The sequence below is a fragment of the Gemmatimonadaceae bacterium genome (assembly GCA_035633115.1).
In the GTDB taxonomy this organism is placed as follows: Bacteria; Gemmatimonadota; Gemmatimonadetes; order Gemmatimonadales; family Gemmatimonadaceae; genus UBA4720.
This window is the reverse complement of the sequence record DASQFN010000111.1, coordinates 1-18,710: the sequence shown is the minus strand read 5'-3', so window position 1 is coordinate 18,710 and position 18,710 is coordinate 1. Positions and strand designations below refer to the sequence as shown.

Sequence of the window (18,710 nt, the reverse complement as noted above, 5' to 3'; positions counted from 1 at the left end):
TCGAATGCCAACCAAGTCGGCTGGATATTCATGCGTACCAACACCGCCCCGCGTTTCGGTAAGCGATCCGGAATGTCTGCCGCTGTGGGGACTTGAAGCACAATACGCCATTTCCGCCAAACGAAAGGAACCCATTCCCACCACCTAATGCGCCGGGTCACGACGTCCAGACCTGTTCTAAGAACGGCTCCGTTACACCTAATCCGATTTTTCCAGAAAGGGGATCGCAATAGTGTCGCGACCGAGGCAGTTGCCTGTTGACTGATACCTCACGGTCATGGATCCGAATGATGAGTTCGCTCGGCGGTGGCTCGGGACCATAGGCAATCAGGCGCTCGAGAAGTTCCCCCACCGCATACGCGGCGACTAACGTCGTGTATGACACGACTGCAGGCTCAATACCCGCTAGAGCGGGCGCGTAACCCTCATCCACACGTCTACGCCGTTCACCCGGAGTGAGCATTTCGCTCGCTGCTCGAGCTATGTCGATCCTCCCGCGACAAACGAGGCACGCAGAACCAGGATAGAGTAACGTGACGCGTCCGTCGATTCCCTGAAGACGGCCTTCCACGCCGCTGCTCAGAATTACGCCAACATCGATGACGGGGATCAGCATGAACGTGGCAAGCCTAGAAAGCACGAGCCGGCCGGCATTGTCGTCCGTGCACCCGAAAACGACGTCTGATCCGGCGAGCTGCTTCGCTGTCCACTCGGATGTGATCGCTGTATCAAGCGTGCTGATCTCGACGTCGGGTGCAATTTGTCTCAAGTGATCAGCGAGAGCATCCACTTTGGGCCGACCCACATCGGACTCTCTTGAGCCGTATACGCGGGTTATGTTACTCGCTTCGATGTTATCGGGATCGATCAGCAAAACGTGTCTCGAACCAAGCCGCACGAGCTGCTCAGCGACCGCTGAGCCGGTTCCCCCACAACCCACGACCGCAATCCTTAAGTCTTGCACCACCCGCTGGACTTCCCCCCCGAACGCAGCAACGTTTCGATTGAACATGCCGGAAACTGGCGCGCGGTCCGCCCGCTCATTCCAAGCCAAACTGATCCTGGGCCCGACTGTCAACAGCCTGTCAATTTCAGCTCCATTTTCGCCGCTGTTTAGATATCCTGTAAAACGCAGCTGTTCGCCCTCTGGCGAAAGAATAGCGGTCCCATACCAGCGGCTCCCCGAGCGCAACCGAAATAGGTCGCTCAATTGCTCATCTACTCTGAGATCATGTTGACTCGGACATGCAGAGGAATTGCCGCCCGGGTGCGTGTGAAGCCATATCGGCACGGCCCCAAGAAACTCCGCTCGAGCAAGGGCTGGGACGTAGCCATCTGATGTTATCAACAGGTCGTCTGCTTCCCGGCGGATGTAGGCGTGCTCGGGCACCGGCCAGAACTCGGCAGCAAGAAGTCTCAGGTTGCCTGAGGGCGTCCAAGCCTCGCGAGCGAGCAGGACGCCCCCCGTCTCGACTTCCAGCCGAGTAAAATCACGGAGTGAACTCGCGATTGACTCAGGTATCACTAAGGTAGTGATCACGAGCTGGCAGTTCGTTCGAGCTCGCGTCGAATCAGGGCCAGGAAACTCTCCAGACCGTCGATTCCAGATTTCCACTGACCGGGCTGAAGATGCCTTGACCAACGCTGCCAGGATCGTCCGAAATACTGCTCAGTTACATCAGTTGCGGGAATTGTCCCACCGTTTGCGAGCCGGACGGGCGGATCAAACCACCACATGTCAGGGGGAACGTCGGGATACCCAGCTTGTAACCTTACGAGAAGATCAGCGATCTCTTGATTGTACCCAGGAGGCAACGGCCAACTCGGCAAAACAACACAGATCATTCCGGCATCGTTCGATACTTTGTGGGGCACCTGTCTCGTGGACAGGTACGCAGCATCTGAATCTGGTAGAGTCATCTTCGACACCCTCCTGTTACACAACTCGGCCTGGGTTAATGTGGCCCGGAGCCGTGAAGAACCTCTTGCCATTGGTGATTTCGACGATGTCCACATTCTCTATCTTGCGATCAGCATCACCTGGTACGACCTCGAACAAATCGCGCTCCGGGCCGATGGGAGGCTCGGGAACCGCACGGAGCTCAACTCCGGTCATTGTCGATTTCGTTACGGTGAAGTGAGCCCTGTCAATCTGGATGTTGAACTTGTGCGGGCCCGGCGGCTTGGGTGGTGTCGTATCAGGCATGTCTTTCCTCATGTGTAAGAGCATTTAGGCGGGGTATCATGATACCATGATACCATAACACTTGACAGCCATGCAGTCAAGATACCATTATTGTATTATGAAACCTGCAAAAGCACTCACGATTAGACTTTCGGCCGAACAAGCGGAACAACTCGAGACCGTTGCCCGGATCGATGAGCAACCTATTGCCGAAGTCATCCGTTCTGCCATCGCAGCCCATATCGCGACAAGAAAGAAGGACCGGCAATTCAAGGATGGGCTGAGAGAGCGCATCGAACGGGCGCGTCAGATGCTTAAGGAGTAGCGAAACGATATTCTGCTCCGCATCGCGTCAAGAACTAGGTGATTGAGGAAGGCATGGCCCTTTCCCAGCGCTGCAAGACCGTCCCGCTAGTTATGCATCGACAAACGGGACGAACCGCTAGTTAGGAAGAGGCATGGCAATGGAGACTTCCGTATCACGAGCGGCCGCGATCTATGAATCGGGCAAACGGCCTTCTCGTACTCTCTCGAAATCCGACTTCAAGCTGGCGCGTAGTTGCCGCGCGAAGCTGTTCTTCCGTGAGAATGGATATCCGGACAGTCGAGAGAGCAATCCGTATCTCTCGCTCCTCGCTCAGGGTGGCTATATGGTTGAAGCCTTGGCGAAGGCGAAGTACCAAAACGCGATCCAGCTCGACTACGGGGGCAACCTTGCGGACGATCTCGCGCGGACTACGCAGTTACTGGCGCGCGATGAGGTGACGTTGTTCGAGGCGACGCTGGTTGCGGGACGGCGTCACGCGCGCGCCGACATCCTCGACAAGAAGGGGAACGTCGTGCGGCTCATCGAGGTCAAGTCGAGCCTGTTCGATGGGGCACGACACGCTGAGGAGCTCCGCGAGGGAAAGCTTGGCGTCTTTTGTTCCCGCAGACGCCCTTTTGGCGTGCTCGCTGATTGGCGCGAGTATATCGAGGATGTCACTTACCAAACGCTGATCCTCGAGCGAATGCTGCCCGGGGTGACGATCCGCCCGTTCCTTGTGTTGTTGGACGAGACGAAACGTGCAGTCGTCGATGACATTCCGAAACTTTTCGAGCTCGTGCGCCGCACTGGGCGCGACGGCGTCACACGCCTGCACACTGCGAGCTACACCGGAACGCGCGAGCAGTACGTCGACCTCGACCTTGTTACGGAGATCGATGTGACCGCCGAGGTAGGGTTGTTGCGTGATGAAGTCGAGAGAGCCGCCACGGAACTCGAAGCGTTATTGGACGATTCCCTTCCGTCGTTCACCGCTGGTCTCGAGCGGGGGTCAAAATGTGTGAAGTGTGAGTTTCGTCACGACGATCCCGGCGCGCCGAACGGGTTTGCCGACTGCTGGGGCGCGCTCGCCGAACCGCGCCCGCACATGCTCGAGTTATTTTCCGTGGGCACCGTGAAGACGCAAAACCGGGAGTCACTCGTCGACACGATGTTCAAGGCCGGCACGACCTCGCTATTCGACATTCCGCAAGACGCGCTGGTGAAAGCGAACGGAGAAATCGGGGAGAACGCCAAACGCCAGCGGCGACAGATCGAATACACGCGCGCGAATACCGTGTACGGTGCGCCTGAACTGACCAAGAAGCTCCAGGCGATGAGCGGCCGTCTGCACTTCATCGATTTCGAGACCTCGCGGCTCGCGCTGCCGTATCATGCGGGCATGCGGCCGTACGGTCTGGTGACGTTCCAATGGAGCAGTCACACTGTGCCGGCACCGGGTGACACGCCCATGCACGCAGAGTGGTTGAACAACGTCGACGTCTGGCCGAATCAGTCATTCGCTGAGTCGCTCCGGGCCGCTATCGGCGACGAGGGCTCAGTGCTCACTTGGTCGCACTTCGAAGCGACAACACTCAAGCAGATCGTTGCGGATCTCAAAACATTCGGACGAAATGTTCCAGAGTTGGTGGATTGGATGACCGACGTGTTCGGTCGGCGGATTGTCGACCTCCACGAATGGGCTCGGCGCGACTACTACCATCCGGGAATGAAAGGGCGAACATCGATCAAAGTGGTGCTCGACGCGATCTGGCAGACGGACGCGACGATGCACCAGCAGTTCGAGACGTGGACCGGACTGCGAGCGGATGCTTCACGCGACCCCTACGCGGCGCTACCTCCTGTCGAGATCAACGGAACTATGGAGGACGTGCACGAGGGGACCGGCGCGATGATGGCGTATCAAGAGATGATGTATGGTGCGGACAAGAACGATCCCTTTGTGCGAGAGCAGTGGGCGTCGCTGCTCAGGCAGTACTGTCGGCTCGATACGCTGAGTATGGTACTTATCTTCGAGCATTGGAGACGTCTTTTCGAGTAGCGTAGCCACGCCGAAGCGTCCTTGTCAGTTGTGTTACCTATTTCGCTGTAGTGACCGACGCTACTACGCTGAGGCGTTCAACTCTTGCATTAATCCAGACCGCCAGCCGGCGTAGTTCCCGTTCCGGACGCGCTCGAAGAAGCTGGTGTAGTCGTCCGGTGAAAGGAAGTAGAAGTGGTAGCGCCACGGCTCGCTCGATCTCGTCAGCCGGTCATTCAGAGTCTCGAAGTGCCTTAGGCCGTCTCGGCACTTGGCTCGATTTCGATTGGAGTCGTCTCCTTCCGCCTTAATCTCGACAACAAGGATATCGCGTTCAGTCTTCATTTTGATGAAAAAGTCTGGGTTGAAGCTCTCGTTTGCCACATGGGTCTTGGCTGATTTGGCAGGTTTGTATGAATACGGAAACGCATAGCCCCCTGTGTTAGGCATCTTCGCGAACGAGTCAAACAGGCTGGCGTTCTCGAATAGCAGATCAGAAAACCTTCGCTCTGGCTCGTGCGTGACGAAATGCACATTCCACGGTAGCTTGAACCGCGCGCCCTCAACTTCTTGAATCCTGGAACCAATGGCCTTGGCCTGATCAGACGCCTCATCGCCATATTCGGAGAACTGTTTACGGAGCCGCTGATATTGCTCCCATAGGTGCAGTTCGTGGCCGCCGTAGGGAGGAGGTTCTTCCCTCACGGTCCATATCGAGCCGTGGTCCGTTAGCGTGCTTTCGGAGAACGACTGCCTCGCCACCGTTGTCAGATCGACTTTAATGATCTTCTTTGCTGTTTGGCTCACACGCGGATGTTGCTTGTCGAGTTCGCGGAGCATCGGCCCAAAGCCCTGTTGAAGCAGCAATAGATTCTCTTTGCTAAGGAAGTCCTCATGCTGGCCAGCGGCCTTGAGCTGCGATACAATAAGGTCCTTCAGCCGCTTCTTTGGCCATGCTAGTGCAAGCGCCTCGTCCTTCTCCCGGAGGAAGAGGCGGACGAGGCTCGCTGCGTCCTCAATCTCGTAGAGATCATGATGTTGTATCTCTACTGCCAGCGTCCCGGTCTCCGAGAACGTCGAGTACTCCGTTGTTTTCCGTTCTTGAGGGAGAAAGTTCACCTCTGGCGCGCGTGCCTTCTCGCGCTTCACTTCCACGCCACGCTGCTCCGGTTCGTAATTCAGATTGTGCAATGGGAAGACAAACTTGCTCCGACGAGGGTCGTAACCCCATGACAGCGTGTTCTCGACCTCCAACACTTCCTTGAGCATGTTGCCGACTTCCTCCGACCATGCTTCATGATTGTTGATTGTCAGCAGCGGCTGTTCGGATAACCCAGGCGGCACTCGAAGCCCGCGGCCGAGCACCTGCGCGATGAGCAATTTCGACGAAAATGCTCGTGACTCGTGTGGCACCACCTGGAAAACATTTTTCACGTCCCAGCCTTCCGTTAGCATGCTTACCGAGACGATCCACTCCACGGAGCTACTGGCATCGTCCACATGCTTCAGCGATGCCAAGTTCTCCTTTCGACGCTTTTCTGGTGAATCCTTATCCTCTCGTGGGGAATAGGCTGATTCTACTCTTGCTTTGGCCGGGCCGCTCGACGGTACTCCTGAAGTCACCCAAATTGCCTTCCTCTGTGCCGCTTCGTGGTCAAGCCTCTCTTTGGAACAAAGAAAGTCCACAAGTTCGCGCCACACCTCCACACAACGCGCGATTTCTTGGGTTACGACGATGGATATTGGCTTCACTTCCGCACCGTAGACCTCCTTATTCTGGCGGTGGATCGCGTAAGTCTTCTCCCAATCATGCGCTGTATGGGTGTCTTTCAATTTGTAGTTCGGTTTCTTGACTACTTTGTCGGCGACCGCCTGCTTGAGCCCATAACGAAACACCACGTCCGGAAAGTAGTCGTTGGCCACATACGGTGTCCCAGTGACGTTTACGATCAGCCGAAAGCCGAAATCCGTGTGTTGGAGGAATTTCATCCACTCCGTTAGCGCGCGGTCCGGAGGACTGAATAAGTGATGCGCCTCGTCGTTCAGCACTAGCGTTCGACCACCGTGGCCCCGAAAGCTGTCACGGATGGACGAGCCAGTGTTTTCGTACACCGCGTGAATGTTCTCAACACAGATGTCACCCGATAGAATGGTCTCGTTGCCGCGTTTGATTGCGGGAATCGTGACTGCGGCGCCCAATTCATTCATAATCCCAGCCAGCTCACTATTGCCGGCTAATGCGACGAACTTCTCGAGTAGTGCCTCCTCGATAGTCAACGACGGGCAGAGCACCAACACTCGTTCTGCTACGCGTTCGGCCAGCGCAATCGCTGCCAGCGCGTACATCACGAAGCTCTTGCCTGTGCCCGTGGCCAGATCTATCGAAGCCGATTTCCTATCTCGCAGCGGCATCTTTGCGAAGTAGGCGTCGATGCGCTCGTGTCGCTGCTGAATGGCTTCGTAGGCGTTCCAGTTTTCTCGTGCAAGTCGCTCGAGGTCCGGATACTTGTCTGAAACGAGAAATCGAAGCGACTCTCGCACGGCATCACGTTGGAAGGAATAGTGGTCCGGACAGAGCAGGTTAAGGAACGCGTCGTATTTGTGAACGACTGCCTCAGTAGCCTCTCGCGCGTCATCGACTTTCAGCACCTGTTCGGCGATGCGTAGTTGGAGGCTCATTTTGTTTTCCTCGCCTTTCTACCGGCCTTCTTATTAGACCGCGCGGGTTTTCCTTCAAACTCGGTCTTTGCCACCAACAAAGTTTTCTCGTTCCCATAACGGTCGCAGAGGATCACCATCATTTGCTTACCTACGAATTCCGCCTCCGCGATGCGCAACTCCAAGCGCTCGGCCTTCTCCAATCCACCCGCATCCTTGAGAACGTCTTCCCCCCAAAACACTCGGCTTAACTGGAACACCTCACCGTCGTAGTCCAAGTCGACCATCGCCATTGAGAACGTTTCAAAATTCCGAAAATCCTCTGGATCCGTTGCCAGAGTCTGCGCCCGGAACTCGGATAGCTCTAGTAGGTAATCTGCGAACAGCTCACCCGGTCGGGCCTCCTTCTTAGCTTTCCACACTACCTGCGGCTGCGAGATGAAGTCGAATCCCACCGCGTCAATTACTTCGTTTACGTCCTCCTCCTTTGCAGGCTGTATGAGAGCGGCTGGCACCTTGCGCTCGATAAGCCGGAGGAGAACTGACAGCGGCACTTTGAGAAAGACATACGTTGTCTCGTCCCGCATCACCTCGTCCTCTACGAAAGCCATCGCTACGACCGGGGCGATTACGTAGAAGCACTCGCCTGGCTTGCCGCGTAACGTACGGTGCATGTCGTCAACATAGCCGTAATCCAGCGTGAACCTCTTGTGGTCCGGGTAATTCCAAACGAGGGCCGAATGCGTGCCGATGTAACCGTCCAGCTCGAACCCGTACCGCGCGTGCTGGTGCGCACGAACCCCAAAGAGCTTCAAGACAAACGGCCGGTAGTCCGCCCACGGCAACGCCTTGATCGTTGCCATGTCATAGACGCCCGCGCGATAAAGCGCGAACCCTTTCGCTGGCACCGGTTGCTCCATTTCGGCCTTGTCCTTCGGCGTGATGACCGAGATGCGGAACTCAACCCCTTCCACTTTGATGCAATAGACACCGGGGCCATCCTCAGGTTCTTCCAACCGATCCCCCGGAATCAGCAGCTTGTGCACCGGGCAGACCAGCGACAAGGTCGCGTCCTTCTTTACGAGCTCGTGCTGCTTCGCGAGACCAGCAAGATCGTGGAGTAAATTCAGAGTCACTTCGCACTCACCTTTGCGCGCCTTCTCGGTGATCAGCAGCACGCCCGGCGCGCCTTTCAAGTGCTCGTTCCAATCCTCTGTCCGCTCAGCTTCGGTGCGGTCGTCTTTCTTTGCCGCTCCGATGGAAGTGGTGAGCGAAAACAGACGCTTCTGCGTGGTGTAAATGGCCAATTTGCCGCAATCCATCGCTATCCAACGCCGGCCCAACTTTTCCGCCACGGCCGCCGTAGTGCCGCTGCCGGCGAAACAGTCGAGTACAATATCGTCTTCGTTCGACGATGCGCGGATAATGCGCTCAAGAAGTTGTTCCGGTTTTTGCGTTGGATATTCCGTCCGCTGTGTCCGGTCGGCCGGTTGAATCATCGGCATCCGCCAAACGTCATCGACGGTGCGCGCGTCAACTTCCTGGTAAACGACCTTCCCGTCAGGCCCCTTCGCATTCACGATTGAGCCCTTGTCCTTGTCCCAGACTCGCTTGATTTGGCTGATAACTCTGGCGCGTTTTTCCCGCTGTCTGTGGAAGATCGGATCTGGGCCTTTGCTATACGCGAAGATCACGTCGTGATTGGAAGCGAACCGATCCACGTTGCCTTGAAACTTGTTGTAGTAGTACCAAACGATTTCGTTCTGGAATCTCGTCTCGCCGAATAGCTCATCCAAAACGGTCTTGATGTAATGCCCCTTTTTCCAATCGAGGTGCACGTAGATGCTACCATCGGCCGCCAAGAGTTCGCGAAGAAGGATGAGGCGCCTGCGGAGAAACTCGATGTACTGCGCACCGAATACTCTGTCGCGATACGCCTTCTCCTCATCCTTCATGAAGTCCCGACTCGCTGCAAACGGCGGATCGATGTAAATGAGCTTGATTTTCCCAAGTGTCCCGAAGTGATTCGGTCCCTGTTGGTCGGACAGTAGTTCCCGCAGGGCTAGTAGGTTGTCGCCCCACACGAGCAGATTTCGCCAGCCGTCATTATGCGGTCGCTTAGCGCAAAACTCTCGCACCAATTGCCACGGAGCTGCAGGTGTCTGCGCCAACACTTCCTCGCGCTTGAGCTTCCCATCGTAAACCAGTCGGTATTCTTTACTGGTTTCCTGCGTAGGGTAGTCCCTTGGAAAGAGTCGATACCGCCATTGCTCAGGAAGCGGCTGGCCAGTGCTGAGGAGTCGGAGGAATTCGCTCTTCTCAGATTCAGTCAGAGGCACCATCAGTCTAGACCGTCCTGACGTTGGGTTGTGATTTTCGGGCTCATTTCGTGTGCTGCTCCTCGGCGGAAATAGTGTAATGCGGCCCATGTCAGTCCGGAGCGGCGATGGGAGAGCGATCTATAGCCGCGTCATCGCCTTGAGAGCGCAAAGTCGACGGCCCCCCGACGTCGCGTGTCCGGAAGTATGAAACCGTCTACGCTACACACTACATCCGACACACGAGCGCTCGGTTGCTGCGGTCGCGCGTGACATTTTTCGTCTTCATCTGCTTCGATCTGCTCCAAGATCCGCTTGAGACGAACACTATGACCCACCTCTGGCATCCGAGCAAACGTAAGGCGACCACTCAGCTTGGGCAAACGGCTGAACCCCGAGTATCTCGCCTGCGAGAAAGGGTCCGGACTCAGTCAGGAACGCGCTTCGCGCCGGCGCGCCGCCTCCTTATTGTAGAGGTGGAACTCAATATCGATCGGAGCGCTATCTGGATAGATGCCGTGGATCCATTGTTGAACATTCATGTAGATGTTGTATTCGGAGATCTGACTCCATGGGCATCGCAACGGCACTCGAAGATAGGCATCCGTAACTGTAAGAATGAAGTCGTCTAGCGGTACATGCGCTACATCGCGAAGACTTGAACTTGGAAGCGCCGAGTAAAGACCAGCCTCCGAAAGGCTGAGGATGTATTTAACGGACATATTGAGCCACTTCTGCGCTTGGCCGATGCGGAAATTTGCGAATCCGTTTCGCGCGTAGTGTTCGCAGATTTTGCCGCAGCAGCGCTGGTGCCACTCATCAAAACCGTCTCTCACCCATTCAGTGCTGATGGCCTCTCGCAGAAACGTCTCAACGAGAGCATGGGCGGATCGCTTCCTTTCTTTACCTTCATCGTCTTTGGTAATCCCCTTAGCCGTACGAGAGAAATCTCGGTACGCTCGTTCGACGCACTCTTTCGGGCCTGGGATCAGACATCCAGAAAAAAGGAAGCTGATCAGAAAGCGTCGGTGGTCGTCAACAGACGGCGACGGAAAGACGATAGGCATTTTAGCGAGCGAGGTTAACATGCGCCAACGTGAGACGAATCCAGCCAATCGCGCGAAGCATGCTTGGATAAATCGCTCGGCAGCTAAGCGCTTCGTTAAGCTCCACGGTCACCGGATTTAGAACGGCGCTTCAACTCCTCGCGCATTTCAGCTTGGCGGAGTTCCAGGAGGTTGTTAAAGCTAGCGACCAACCACGTCTTAACATCCTTCGCATTGGCGGCGACCTCGAGATAGTCGTGACCAAAGCCTGGGTCACTCTTGGCGAGCGCATCCTTGGCTACGTGCCCCGTCAAGGCTCCGAACCAGAACCACAGGTCCACCATCGTAATGGATTGATCAACCACAAGCACAAGTTCTGGCACGGCAATCGATCCCAATACGTACTCGTTATCATCTCCGAGGTGGCGCTCGCCGACAAGTTCCCGATTGGGGTGTGCGCCCTTGCTGAACAGCTTGTAAAGCTCCTGAAGTCCGTCTTTTTCTTCACTCACCGGGAGTGTCGCAAGAGCTTCACGAATCTCCCTATTCCCAATCTGACTGCCTGAGTCCCAGCGCAACGCAAACGCTTCATCTTGACAACAAACACTCAACAGAGACAGCGACTCGTATGCACGGCGCCCAAGCGGAAATGCGACATGCGCCCGACCCTCGAAGAGCGGGCGACGCCACTCATACAGGAAATCAAAGACGTCGGCGATCAAATCCCGAACGATCGAAGCCTGTCTCGATTCTGGTTTGGAGGACCCGAGTGCCACCACAACTCGCGACACGAGTTTGCCGTAGGCATCGATCAAAGCGACGACCGGTTGCAACGAACGCTGAAGTTCGGCGCTACGCATAGCGGCGAACTCCGGCAGCTTTTTGTATAGCTCCGAGCCCTTTACCGAATTCTCACTCACTTGTTTTTCAGGAGCTTGGTTTTAATGCCCGACGCTAAGGTTCCGCGAGCGAGTTGTCAGAGAAGTGAGCGATGCGAGGCGGCAACGGATTGAAGAGTCGCGGGAACTGAGTTAAACCTCTGGCGCTTCAATCGCCAAGGGCGACTCCACGAAAGTAAAGCGTGAGGCGTTACGAAGACTACGGCGTAGTTGATAGCATAGAATCCCCACTGCCAGGTCAAACCACTTGCGTGCGTCTGGGGGATACTCTTCTCGCAACCTTGGAAATTTTGTGAAGACACGCTCCATACAGCGAAAGTTCCATGAGTTGGCAGCTATGCTCTGATCTTCGAACGAGAGACCATGAAGTCGATGCGCAAACTTATTTCGAATTTCTCGCAGTCGATGCAGATCTTTCGCGTCGTCTTCGCTTATCAGTCCAATCGCATATGCTAGCGATATTCGTGAACTGAACGTACCGCCAGCACTCTCAGGTCGCATCAATTCCCTCACCGTGCGGCCTTCGTTCACAAAGGAACGCATGAGGAGAGTCTTCAGCAAATCATCTGCGTATGCTGCACCGAGTACCGCGGCGGCGCGATCAGATTCTTGCTGGAACTCGGAGAGAAATGCGTTAAAGTCGTCGTCCGACGCAGGAAAACGAACATAGTCGCGCAAATGTAGTTTGTCCCCTAAGTAAGCGGTTATCCCAACGCTAACCCGGTGAAAGTGAACTCAATAAAGCGCTAAGCTAGTTGCCCCGAAAAGCGCTCGAACGTCGTATCCTCGAATTCACCCACGCGAAGATCCAACCGCCGATAGGGGAACTGGCGTACTGGCTCGACAGTCGATTCCGAGTAGTGCATCGGACTTCGGCCTCCGCCAACCCACCTTCCTCGCCGGCAAGCCAGCATTTCAAGAACAACCTCAGAAAAGCAAAGCGGAGCCGGAGAAATCTTAAGAGGATTTACACGATTTGCGAAACTACGCGAATACCATCTATCCCGACCGTCCAAAAGGTCATTCACAGGAAAAAACATGGTCCCATACCTTGAACTGCGGCCCGTTGAAGCGTTCTTTGTCCGAAAACGTTGTTCCCACGTCCCATAGCCTTGATAGTCATCGCGTAATAGGGACGAGGGGACATAGAGCAGTAAGAAGGCGAGGTCACCCGACATCCCCCGTGCATCCCGAAGCTGTGTGCGGAGCTTGTCCCAGTCTTTTCGGCGGCTGCCCCTAAGAGACGAAGTAGCGTCGTCAAACACTTTCGCTTGCAGGAGGGCCGTTTTGGTTCCTGCTGGCGTAGTGATAGCGAGTTCGAGATCCGCGCCAATGTTCGCTTCCTCAGGGGCTGTGGTCTTCCGAAGATCTAGACGGAACTGGGACTTAGGAAGAGCTCTGAGAAAAGCGGCATCGGCCGGTAGAAGCGATCCAAGGTTGGGGGTTAACTGTGACCAGATGCAGAACATATCGCACAGCTCGTCGGTTAACGTCCGCTCGTCACTAGCAAACTCACCAAGCTTTGCCGCGAGATGCGCGCCGATTGAGTTGGCGGCTGAAACGAGCGCGGGAAGTGAGAGGCGCGCGCTGAAAAGACGTCCGGTCGGCATTTTTCTGACTGTCTACCGCACGAGTTTCGCCGGACGCTTTAGGTAGAATGCCAAGACTTGAGCTGCACTCGAATCTTCGCTGCCAGCTTCTGGCTTTCGCGCATCTCAGCAAGGACGCGTTCCCAGTTCTCCCAATGTTTTGCCCAAATGTCTGGCTCAATGACGGAAGCAAAGTCGAGAGGGACAGGCTCCCGCCATCTCTCGTATGCCTCAATATGAGCGATTCGATCGGCTAGGTTGGGAATACCGCGGCGCTTCGGTGACCTCGGAGCGTTGCTCTCGATCCAACTGCGCCACGATTTGTTGCCTTTTGATTGATTGCATCTACCACACGCGGGAATAAGGTTGCCGATCTCGGAGATGTAGCCTGTGGGTTTCTGTTTGACTACCAGCGGCCGTAGATGGTCCCATTCGGTGGCGCCATCGCCGCAGTATGCGCAACAAACGTTCTCCGGATCAATACCGAGCACGCCGAGCGCCTCGAGCACCTCAGCTTCTGTCGGCACGACTGCTGGAATGATCGCATTGATGAAGGAGTTCGTAATACTCGACGACCGCGCTGCAATGCTGACAGGCGTCGGCATGCGAAAGAACGGTTGTGCCATGGTCAGTACAGAAAGGATGGCAGATACTAGCGCTCGCTAGATAGTCAATTTACCCCGATAGTCGTAGCGATGAGTACTACCTCATGTTATCTCATTCATCCAGCTTTGATTTGCGAATGTGTTGCCGTTTTCCGGCGCAGGATGTTCCGCGGCGAATGCGTTCTATTATATGCGATCAAAGCGATCTCCCAGAATTGAAAACTGACACCTAGGTTTTCATCGTGACGAACGCCGACCTGAATCTAGATCTCGATTGGCGGATCCGACTCGCCAGCTTTGACCGCCTTCGTGGGCTTCGAACTGAAGGCGGCGGCGTTGTCAGCAGCCAACAGATCAGCGAAGGATTTGAGTTTGAAGGCCAGCGAATTGCTTTCAGAAATCCCCAGAAAGGAATTTGGCGTCCTCGTCAGTTAGGACCAGAAGGCGCCGCACTTACCATTGTGACCGTCGTCCCAAGAGCTGGACGTGAACGACCATATGACGATCAAGTTGCATCTGATGCGAACTTTTTCGTGTATCGATATGAGGGCGAGGATCCTAACTATTGGACGAATAGAGCTCTCAGGCGGGCAATGGAACTACAACGCCCAATTATCTACTTCTATGGCTTAACTTCTGCCGTTTATGATCCAGTGTTCCCCTGCTACATCGAGAGCGAGGAGCCCGCTGAGCTTGCTTTTCACGTTCGGGCAGGCACCGATGCGGTCCGTGCCGAATCGCTATTTCCTCGACACGCAGTTCAACTTCAGAGAGAGTACGCGACCGCTGCTGTGAAAGTGCGCCTTCATCAGCGCCGTTTTCGCGAGCTCGTCCTGACTGCTTACGCCGAGCGATGCGCGGTGTGCAGGCTGCGCCATCGCCCGCTTTTGAGCGCTGCGCACATTATTGAGGATCGGGACGAGCGAGGCGTCGCGGAGGTCCCGAACGGCCTTTCGCTTTGTGGCGTACATCACGATGCGTTAGATGCCTACATCCTAGGAATAAATCCCGATTACCGCATCGAGATCCGCAGAGACATTTTGGAAGAGCGCGACGGTCCGATGCTAAGACACGGTCTCCAGGAAATGAACGGTCAGATCATTCACCTACCTCGATCCGAGGACTTGAGACCGAACCGTGATTACCTGCAGTGGCGACACGATCGATTTAAGGCGGCTTGAAACCCAAGAACCGGCTATGTTGACGATCATAGTTCAACGAGGGCGGAGTGGTTGGTGAAGCGCTACCGGCCAGCGAGGGCTTTGAAGCTCTTGGAGTAAGCGGACAAATAGCAGCGACTCTCGTTGCATTGGGATACGAGGAGCCAACTCCAATCCAGCGGGAGGCGATCCCCCCGCTCCTCGGCGGCAGAGACCTCTTAGGTCAGGCAGCTACCGGAACCGGAAAGACCGCTGCCTTCGCCCTCCCACTGATTCAACAGCTGACCGATGATCCCGACCGCCGCCGCGACAAGCAACGCGTGCGCGCACTTATTCTGGTCCCGACACGAGAGCTAGCGATGCAGGTCGCCCAGGCCATTCACAAGTACGGCCGATCCATCGGCGCGCGAGTCCTCCCGATCTACGGCGGTCAGTCCATTCATCAGCAGCTCGTAGTCCTCCGCCGCGGCGTCGACATCGTCGTCGCCACACCGGGCCGCGCGCTCGACCACGTTCGCAGAAAGACCCTCGACCTCGGCCACGTCCGCACCGTTGTCCTCGACGAAGCCGATGAGATGCTCGACATGGGATTCGCCGAAGACCTCGAGGCGATTCTCGAGGCCGCTCCCGCTTCACGCCAGACCGCCCTCTTCTCGGCGACTCTCCCTCCACGCATACGATCGATCGCGAAGCGTCACCTGAAGGATCCGGTGAGCATTCGCATCGCCGCGGAGAAAACGCAGGCGGGAAAGCTCCCGCGAATTCGACAGGTCGCCTACATCGTTCAGCGACAGCAGAAAGCCGCGGCACTCGGCAGAATCCTCGACATCGAGAATTCCACATCGTCGATCGTGTTCTGCCGCACACGGACGGAAGTCGACGAGCTCACCGAAACACTGAATTCCCGAGGCTACCGCGCGGAAACGATACACGGCGGCTTGTCGCAGGAGCAGCGCGACCGCGTGATGCGCCGCCTTCGCGAAGGAGGCCTCGACCTCCTCGTCGCAACCGACGTCGCGACACGAGGGCTCGACATCGGTCACCTGTCGCACATCTTCAACTTCGACGTTCCTTCCGCGGCCGATGCCTATGTCCATCGAATCGGGCGGACAGGTCGCGCCGATCGCGAAGGCACCGCGATCACGCTCGCCGAGCCGCGCGAATCGCGGATGCTCAGAACCATCGACTAGCATACCGGTCAGAACGTCCGGATCGAACCCGCCGCCACCCTCCGAATGAAGCTGCACCTCAAGCATCCCCTCTACTCCGCCACTGACCTCCTCAACTTCCTCGGCTGCACGCATGCGACCGCCCTCGACTTCCAGCTGATGGGCGGCGCGCTCGCGGCGCCGACGAGTGAGGACGACGCATACCTCGAGATACTCAAGGAAAAAGGCCTCGATCACGAACACCTCTATCTCGTGAAACTGAAAGCCGAAGGCAGAGTGGTTGTTGAGATCGCACACGACCCTTCGATACAAGCCATGGTCGATGCGACACGCAAGGCCATGCGCGACGGCGCGGACGTGATCTATCAAGGAGCGCTCACCGCACCCGGCTGGCACGGATACTCGGACTTCCTTCTCAAGGTCGACACACCCTCCGACCTCGGCGACTACTCATACGAAGTCGCCGACACCAAGCTCGCGCGGTCCACCAAACCGAAGCACGTCGTCCAGCTCTGCATTTACTCGGAGATGATCTCGCGCGAGCAGGGCGTCCGTCCCACGCACGCACATGTGATGCTCGGCGACGGATCTCAAGTCACGCTCAGACTGCACGACTACCTCTACTACTGCAACCGCGCGCGCGAGCGATTCGATCTCTTCGTTTCAGGCAACGAGCGCGTCACGACGGCCGAGCGATGTCCTCAGTGCCAGCTCTGCCACTGGTCGGAGCGATGCGACGACGAATGGGACAAAACAGGAAACCTGCGACTCGTTGCGGCACTCAGTGGTGCACAAGCGAAGAAGCTTCGCGCCGCGGGCATCACTACGATCAATGCATTGGGTGACCTCGATCCTAGTGTCACCATAACAAGAATGCAGGAGTCGACACTCGAACGACTCCGCTCGCAGGCACGTCTTCAGATGGTGAATCGCACCACCGGCGAGAATCGCGTCGAGGTCCTGCCTCCCCTGGAGCGACGCGGATTTGCGCGCCTTCCCGAGCCGAATGAGGGCGACCTCTTCTTCGACATGGAAGGCGATCCGGTTTTCTCCGCGAAAGGTTCGCTGGAGTACCTCTTCGGCTTTCACTTCAAAGAGGCGGGCGAGGATCGCTATAAAGCATTCTGGGCCCGCGACCGCGACTCCGAAAGAAAGGCGTTCGAGGACGCGCTCGACTTCATCACCGTGCGGCTCGAGAAGTATCCCAACGCGTTCGTGTATCACTACGCGTCGTACGAGCAGACCGCGCTCAAGCGTCTGGCGCGCGAGTATGGAGGGTCGAGCAGGCACGAGAGCGCGATAAAGCGTCTTGCGCAGTCGTACGGAACGCGTGAGAACGAGGTGGACGATCTTCTCCGCGCTCGAAAGTTCGTCGACTTGTACAAGGTAGTGCGCGAAGCCGTGAGGACTTCCGAGCCCGCGTACTCGCTCAAGAATCTGGAAGTGTTCTTCGCGGAGACGCGAACCCAGGAGATCACGAGCGGCGGTGACAGCATCGTTGCCTTTGAGCGATGGCTCAAGACGGGCGACGACTCGCTGCTGAGCCAGATCGAGGTTTACAACGAGTTCGATTGTCTCTCCACGCGCCTTTGTCGCGACTGGCTGGTCTCGCTTCGCCCGGCCGGGACTAAATGGTTCGATCCGGAGGCGGAGAAGGCGGCCGAGGACGCCGCAGAAGCCGAGCGTGAAAAGAAGCGTCGTGATGACGACGCCCGGATTCTCGCACTTCGTGAAGCACTTGTAGCCGGCGTGGATGGCGATGAGCGGGAGTGGCGCGAGCTGCTTGGGTTTCTGCTCGAGTATCACCGGCGCGAGGCGCGCAGCGAGTGGTGGAAGTTTTTTGAGCGCTGCGATGTGGCATACGATGCGATAGAGGACATTGACTGCATGGGTGGTCTCACGGTGGACCCCTTATGTGAGCCAAGGCCGATCAGGCGGTCGAAGATCTGGCGACTCAGATTCCCCGAGCAGGACTTCAAGCTTGGCGTTGGGAACAAACCCGCACGCAGCGACACAAGGAAGGGTGCGGGCGAGATCGTCGAGCTGAATGACACGGAATTGTGGCTCGAGCTGAGTGCCGGCAATGGGCAGCCTCCCTTCGGCGCCATAACGTCGCTGATTCCGAGCGGGCCCATACCGAACCCGGCAATGCGCGAAGCGATCAGGCGCTATTCAGAAGCTGTGATCGCCGGTCACGCCGACGAGTACCCGGCCGTGACGAGTATTCTGCGCCGGGATCTTCCGCGGCTTGAGGGCTCAGTGATTCTCAAGGGGGATCGCGATCTCCTTGCCGGGACAACCGATGCAATAGCGAGAATGGATCGCACGCACCTCGTGATCCAGGGTCCTCCGGGAAGCGGGAAGACGTTCACTTCGGCCCACGCGATCGTGTCGTTGCTCGCCGATGGCAAGCGAATAGGCGTTACGTCTCAGTCGCACAAGGCGATCAACAACCTGCTGAAGAAAGTCGAGGAGGTTGCGCTCGAACGCGGCGTGACTTTCACCGGGATCAAGCGCTCGACCGGCAACGATGATCGTCTGAACGGCAATGTGATCCGGGACTCGACAGACAACGCCGAAGTTGCCGGCGGCGATCACGGAATCATCGGCGGCACTGCCTGGCTCTTTGCTCGACCGGAGCTTGAAAGGAAGCTCGATTATCTCTTCGTGGACGAGGCAGGCCAGGTGAGTCTCGCGGACATCGTTGCGACAGGGCTGTGCGCGAGGAACATCGTG

12 protein-coding genes are annotated in these 18,710 nt (G+C 56.7%); 5 read left to right on the top strand and 7 right to left on the bottom strand.

Going from position 1 to position 18,710, the window contains the following annotated elements; translation table 11 throughout:
- Positions 1-157 precede the first annotated feature (157 nt).
- Both VES88_14955 and VES88_14950 read right to left on the bottom strand, forming a co-directional pair.
- On the bottom strand, positions 158-1,012 hold the full coding sequence (locus VES88_14955) for a ThiF family adenylyltransferase (GenBank protein ID HYN82785.1): 855 nt from the start codon (positions 1,010-1,012) through the stop codon (positions 158-160).
- Positions 1,013-1,936: 924 nt separating this feature from the next.
- Entirely contained in the window at positions 1,937-2,206 is a 270-nt protein-coding gene (locus VES88_14950; GenBank protein HYN82784.1) for a multiubiquitin domain-containing protein, read from the bottom strand.
- A gap of 97 nt (positions 2,207-2,303) precedes the next feature.
- On the opposite strand from VES88_14950, the gene VES88_14945 reads away from it, so the two are divergent.
- Both VES88_14945 and VES88_14940 read left to right on the top strand, forming a co-directional pair.
- The gene (locus tag VES88_14945) at positions 2,304-2,510 is read left to right on the top strand and encodes a hypothetical protein (GenBank protein HYN82783.1); all 207 of its coding nucleotides are present in this window, start codon (positions 2,304-2,306) and stop codon (positions 2,508-2,510) included.
- A 139-nt stretch (positions 2,511-2,649) separates the two neighbouring features.
- Complete coding sequence (locus VES88_14940) at positions 2,650-4,551, top strand: DUF2779 domain-containing protein (protein HYN82782.1); 1,902 nt, start codon at positions 2,650-2,652, stop codon at positions 4,549-4,551.
- Positions 4,552-4,614: 63 nt separating this feature from the next.
- On the opposite strand, the gene VES88_14935 is transcribed toward VES88_14940, so the two are convergent.
- From VES88_14935 to VES88_14915, 5 genes are all read right to left on the bottom strand, one after another.
- Positions 4,615-7,209, bottom strand: a complete 2,595-nt coding sequence (locus tag VES88_14935; GenBank protein ID HYN82781.1) for a DEAD/DEAH box helicase family protein — start codon at positions 7,207-7,209, stop codon at positions 4,615-4,617.
- Complete coding sequence (locus VES88_14930; protein HYN82780.1) at positions 7,206-9,530, bottom strand: site-specific DNA-methyltransferase; 2,325 nt, start codon at positions 9,528-9,530, stop codon at positions 7,206-7,208. The genes VES88_14935 and VES88_14930 overlap by 4 nt, the downstream gene beginning before the upstream one ends.
- A gap of 407 nt (positions 9,531-9,937) precedes the next feature.
- Entirely contained in the window at positions 9,938-10,621 is a 684-nt protein-coding gene (locus VES88_14925; protein HYN82779.1) for a hypothetical protein, read from the bottom strand.
- A gap of 47 nt (positions 10,622-10,668) precedes the next feature.
- Positions 10,669-11,472 carry a hypothetical protein gene (locus tag VES88_14920; protein ID HYN82778.1) on the bottom strand — a complete coding sequence of 268 codons (804 nt, stop codon included), beginning with the start codon at positions 11,470-11,472 and terminating at the stop codon, positions 10,669-10,671.
- 1,627 nt (positions 11,473-13,099) lie between these two features.
- Positions 13,100-13,645: an HNH endonuclease gene (locus VES88_14915; protein ID HYN82777.1), complete on the bottom strand. Its 546-nt coding sequence runs from the start codon at positions 13,643-13,645 to the stop codon at positions 13,100-13,102.
- 242 nt (positions 13,646-13,887) lie between these two features.
- On the opposite strand from VES88_14915, the gene VES88_14910 reads away from it, so the two are divergent.
- The 3 genes from VES88_14910 to VES88_14900 all read left to right on the top strand — a co-directional run.
- The gene (locus tag VES88_14910) at positions 13,888-14,826 is read left to right on the top strand and encodes an HNH endonuclease (GenBank protein HYN82776.1); all 939 of its coding nucleotides are present in this window, start codon (positions 13,888-13,890) and stop codon (positions 14,824-14,826) included.
- A gap of 47 nt (positions 14,827-14,873) precedes the next feature.
- On the top strand, positions 14,874-15,995 hold the full coding sequence (locus VES88_14905; GenBank protein HYN82775.1) for a DEAD/DEAH box helicase: 1,122 nt from the start codon (positions 14,874-14,876) through the stop codon (positions 15,993-15,995).
- A gap of 45 nt (positions 15,996-16,040) precedes the next feature.
- Positions 16,041-18,710, top strand: a 2,670-nt coding sequence (locus tag VES88_14900; GenBank protein HYN82774.1) for a TM0106 family RecB-like putative nuclease, incomplete at its 3' end; no start/stop codon positions are given.

Bases quoted from the DNA above. Each gene is read 5' to 3' on its own strand.
- VES88_14955 (HYN82785.1), bottom strand. From the start codon at position 1,012: ATGTTCAATCGAAACGTTGCTGCGTTCGGGGGGGAAGTCCAGCGGGTG.
- VES88_14950 (HYN82784.1), bottom strand. From the start codon at position 2,206: ATGCCTGATACGACACCACCCAAGCCGCCGGGCCCGCACAAGTTCAAC.
- VES88_14945 (HYN82783.1), top strand. From the start codon at position 2,304: ATGAAACCTGCAAAAGCACTCACGATTAGACTTTCGGCCGAACAAGCG.
- VES88_14940 (HYN82782.1), top strand. From the start codon at position 2,650: ATGGAGACTTCCGTATCACGAGCGGCCGCGATCTATGAATCGGGCAAA.
- VES88_14935 (HYN82781.1), bottom strand. From the start codon at position 7,209: ATGAGCCTCCAACTACGCATCGCCGAACAGGTGCTGAAAGTCGATGAC.
- VES88_14930 (HYN82780.1), bottom strand. From the start codon at position 9,530: ATGGTGCCTCTGACTGAATCTGAGAAGAGCGAATTCCTCCGACTCCTC.
- VES88_14915 (HYN82777.1), bottom strand. From the start codon at position 13,645: ATGCCGACGCCTGTCAGCATTGCAGCGCGGTCGTCGAGTATTACGAAC.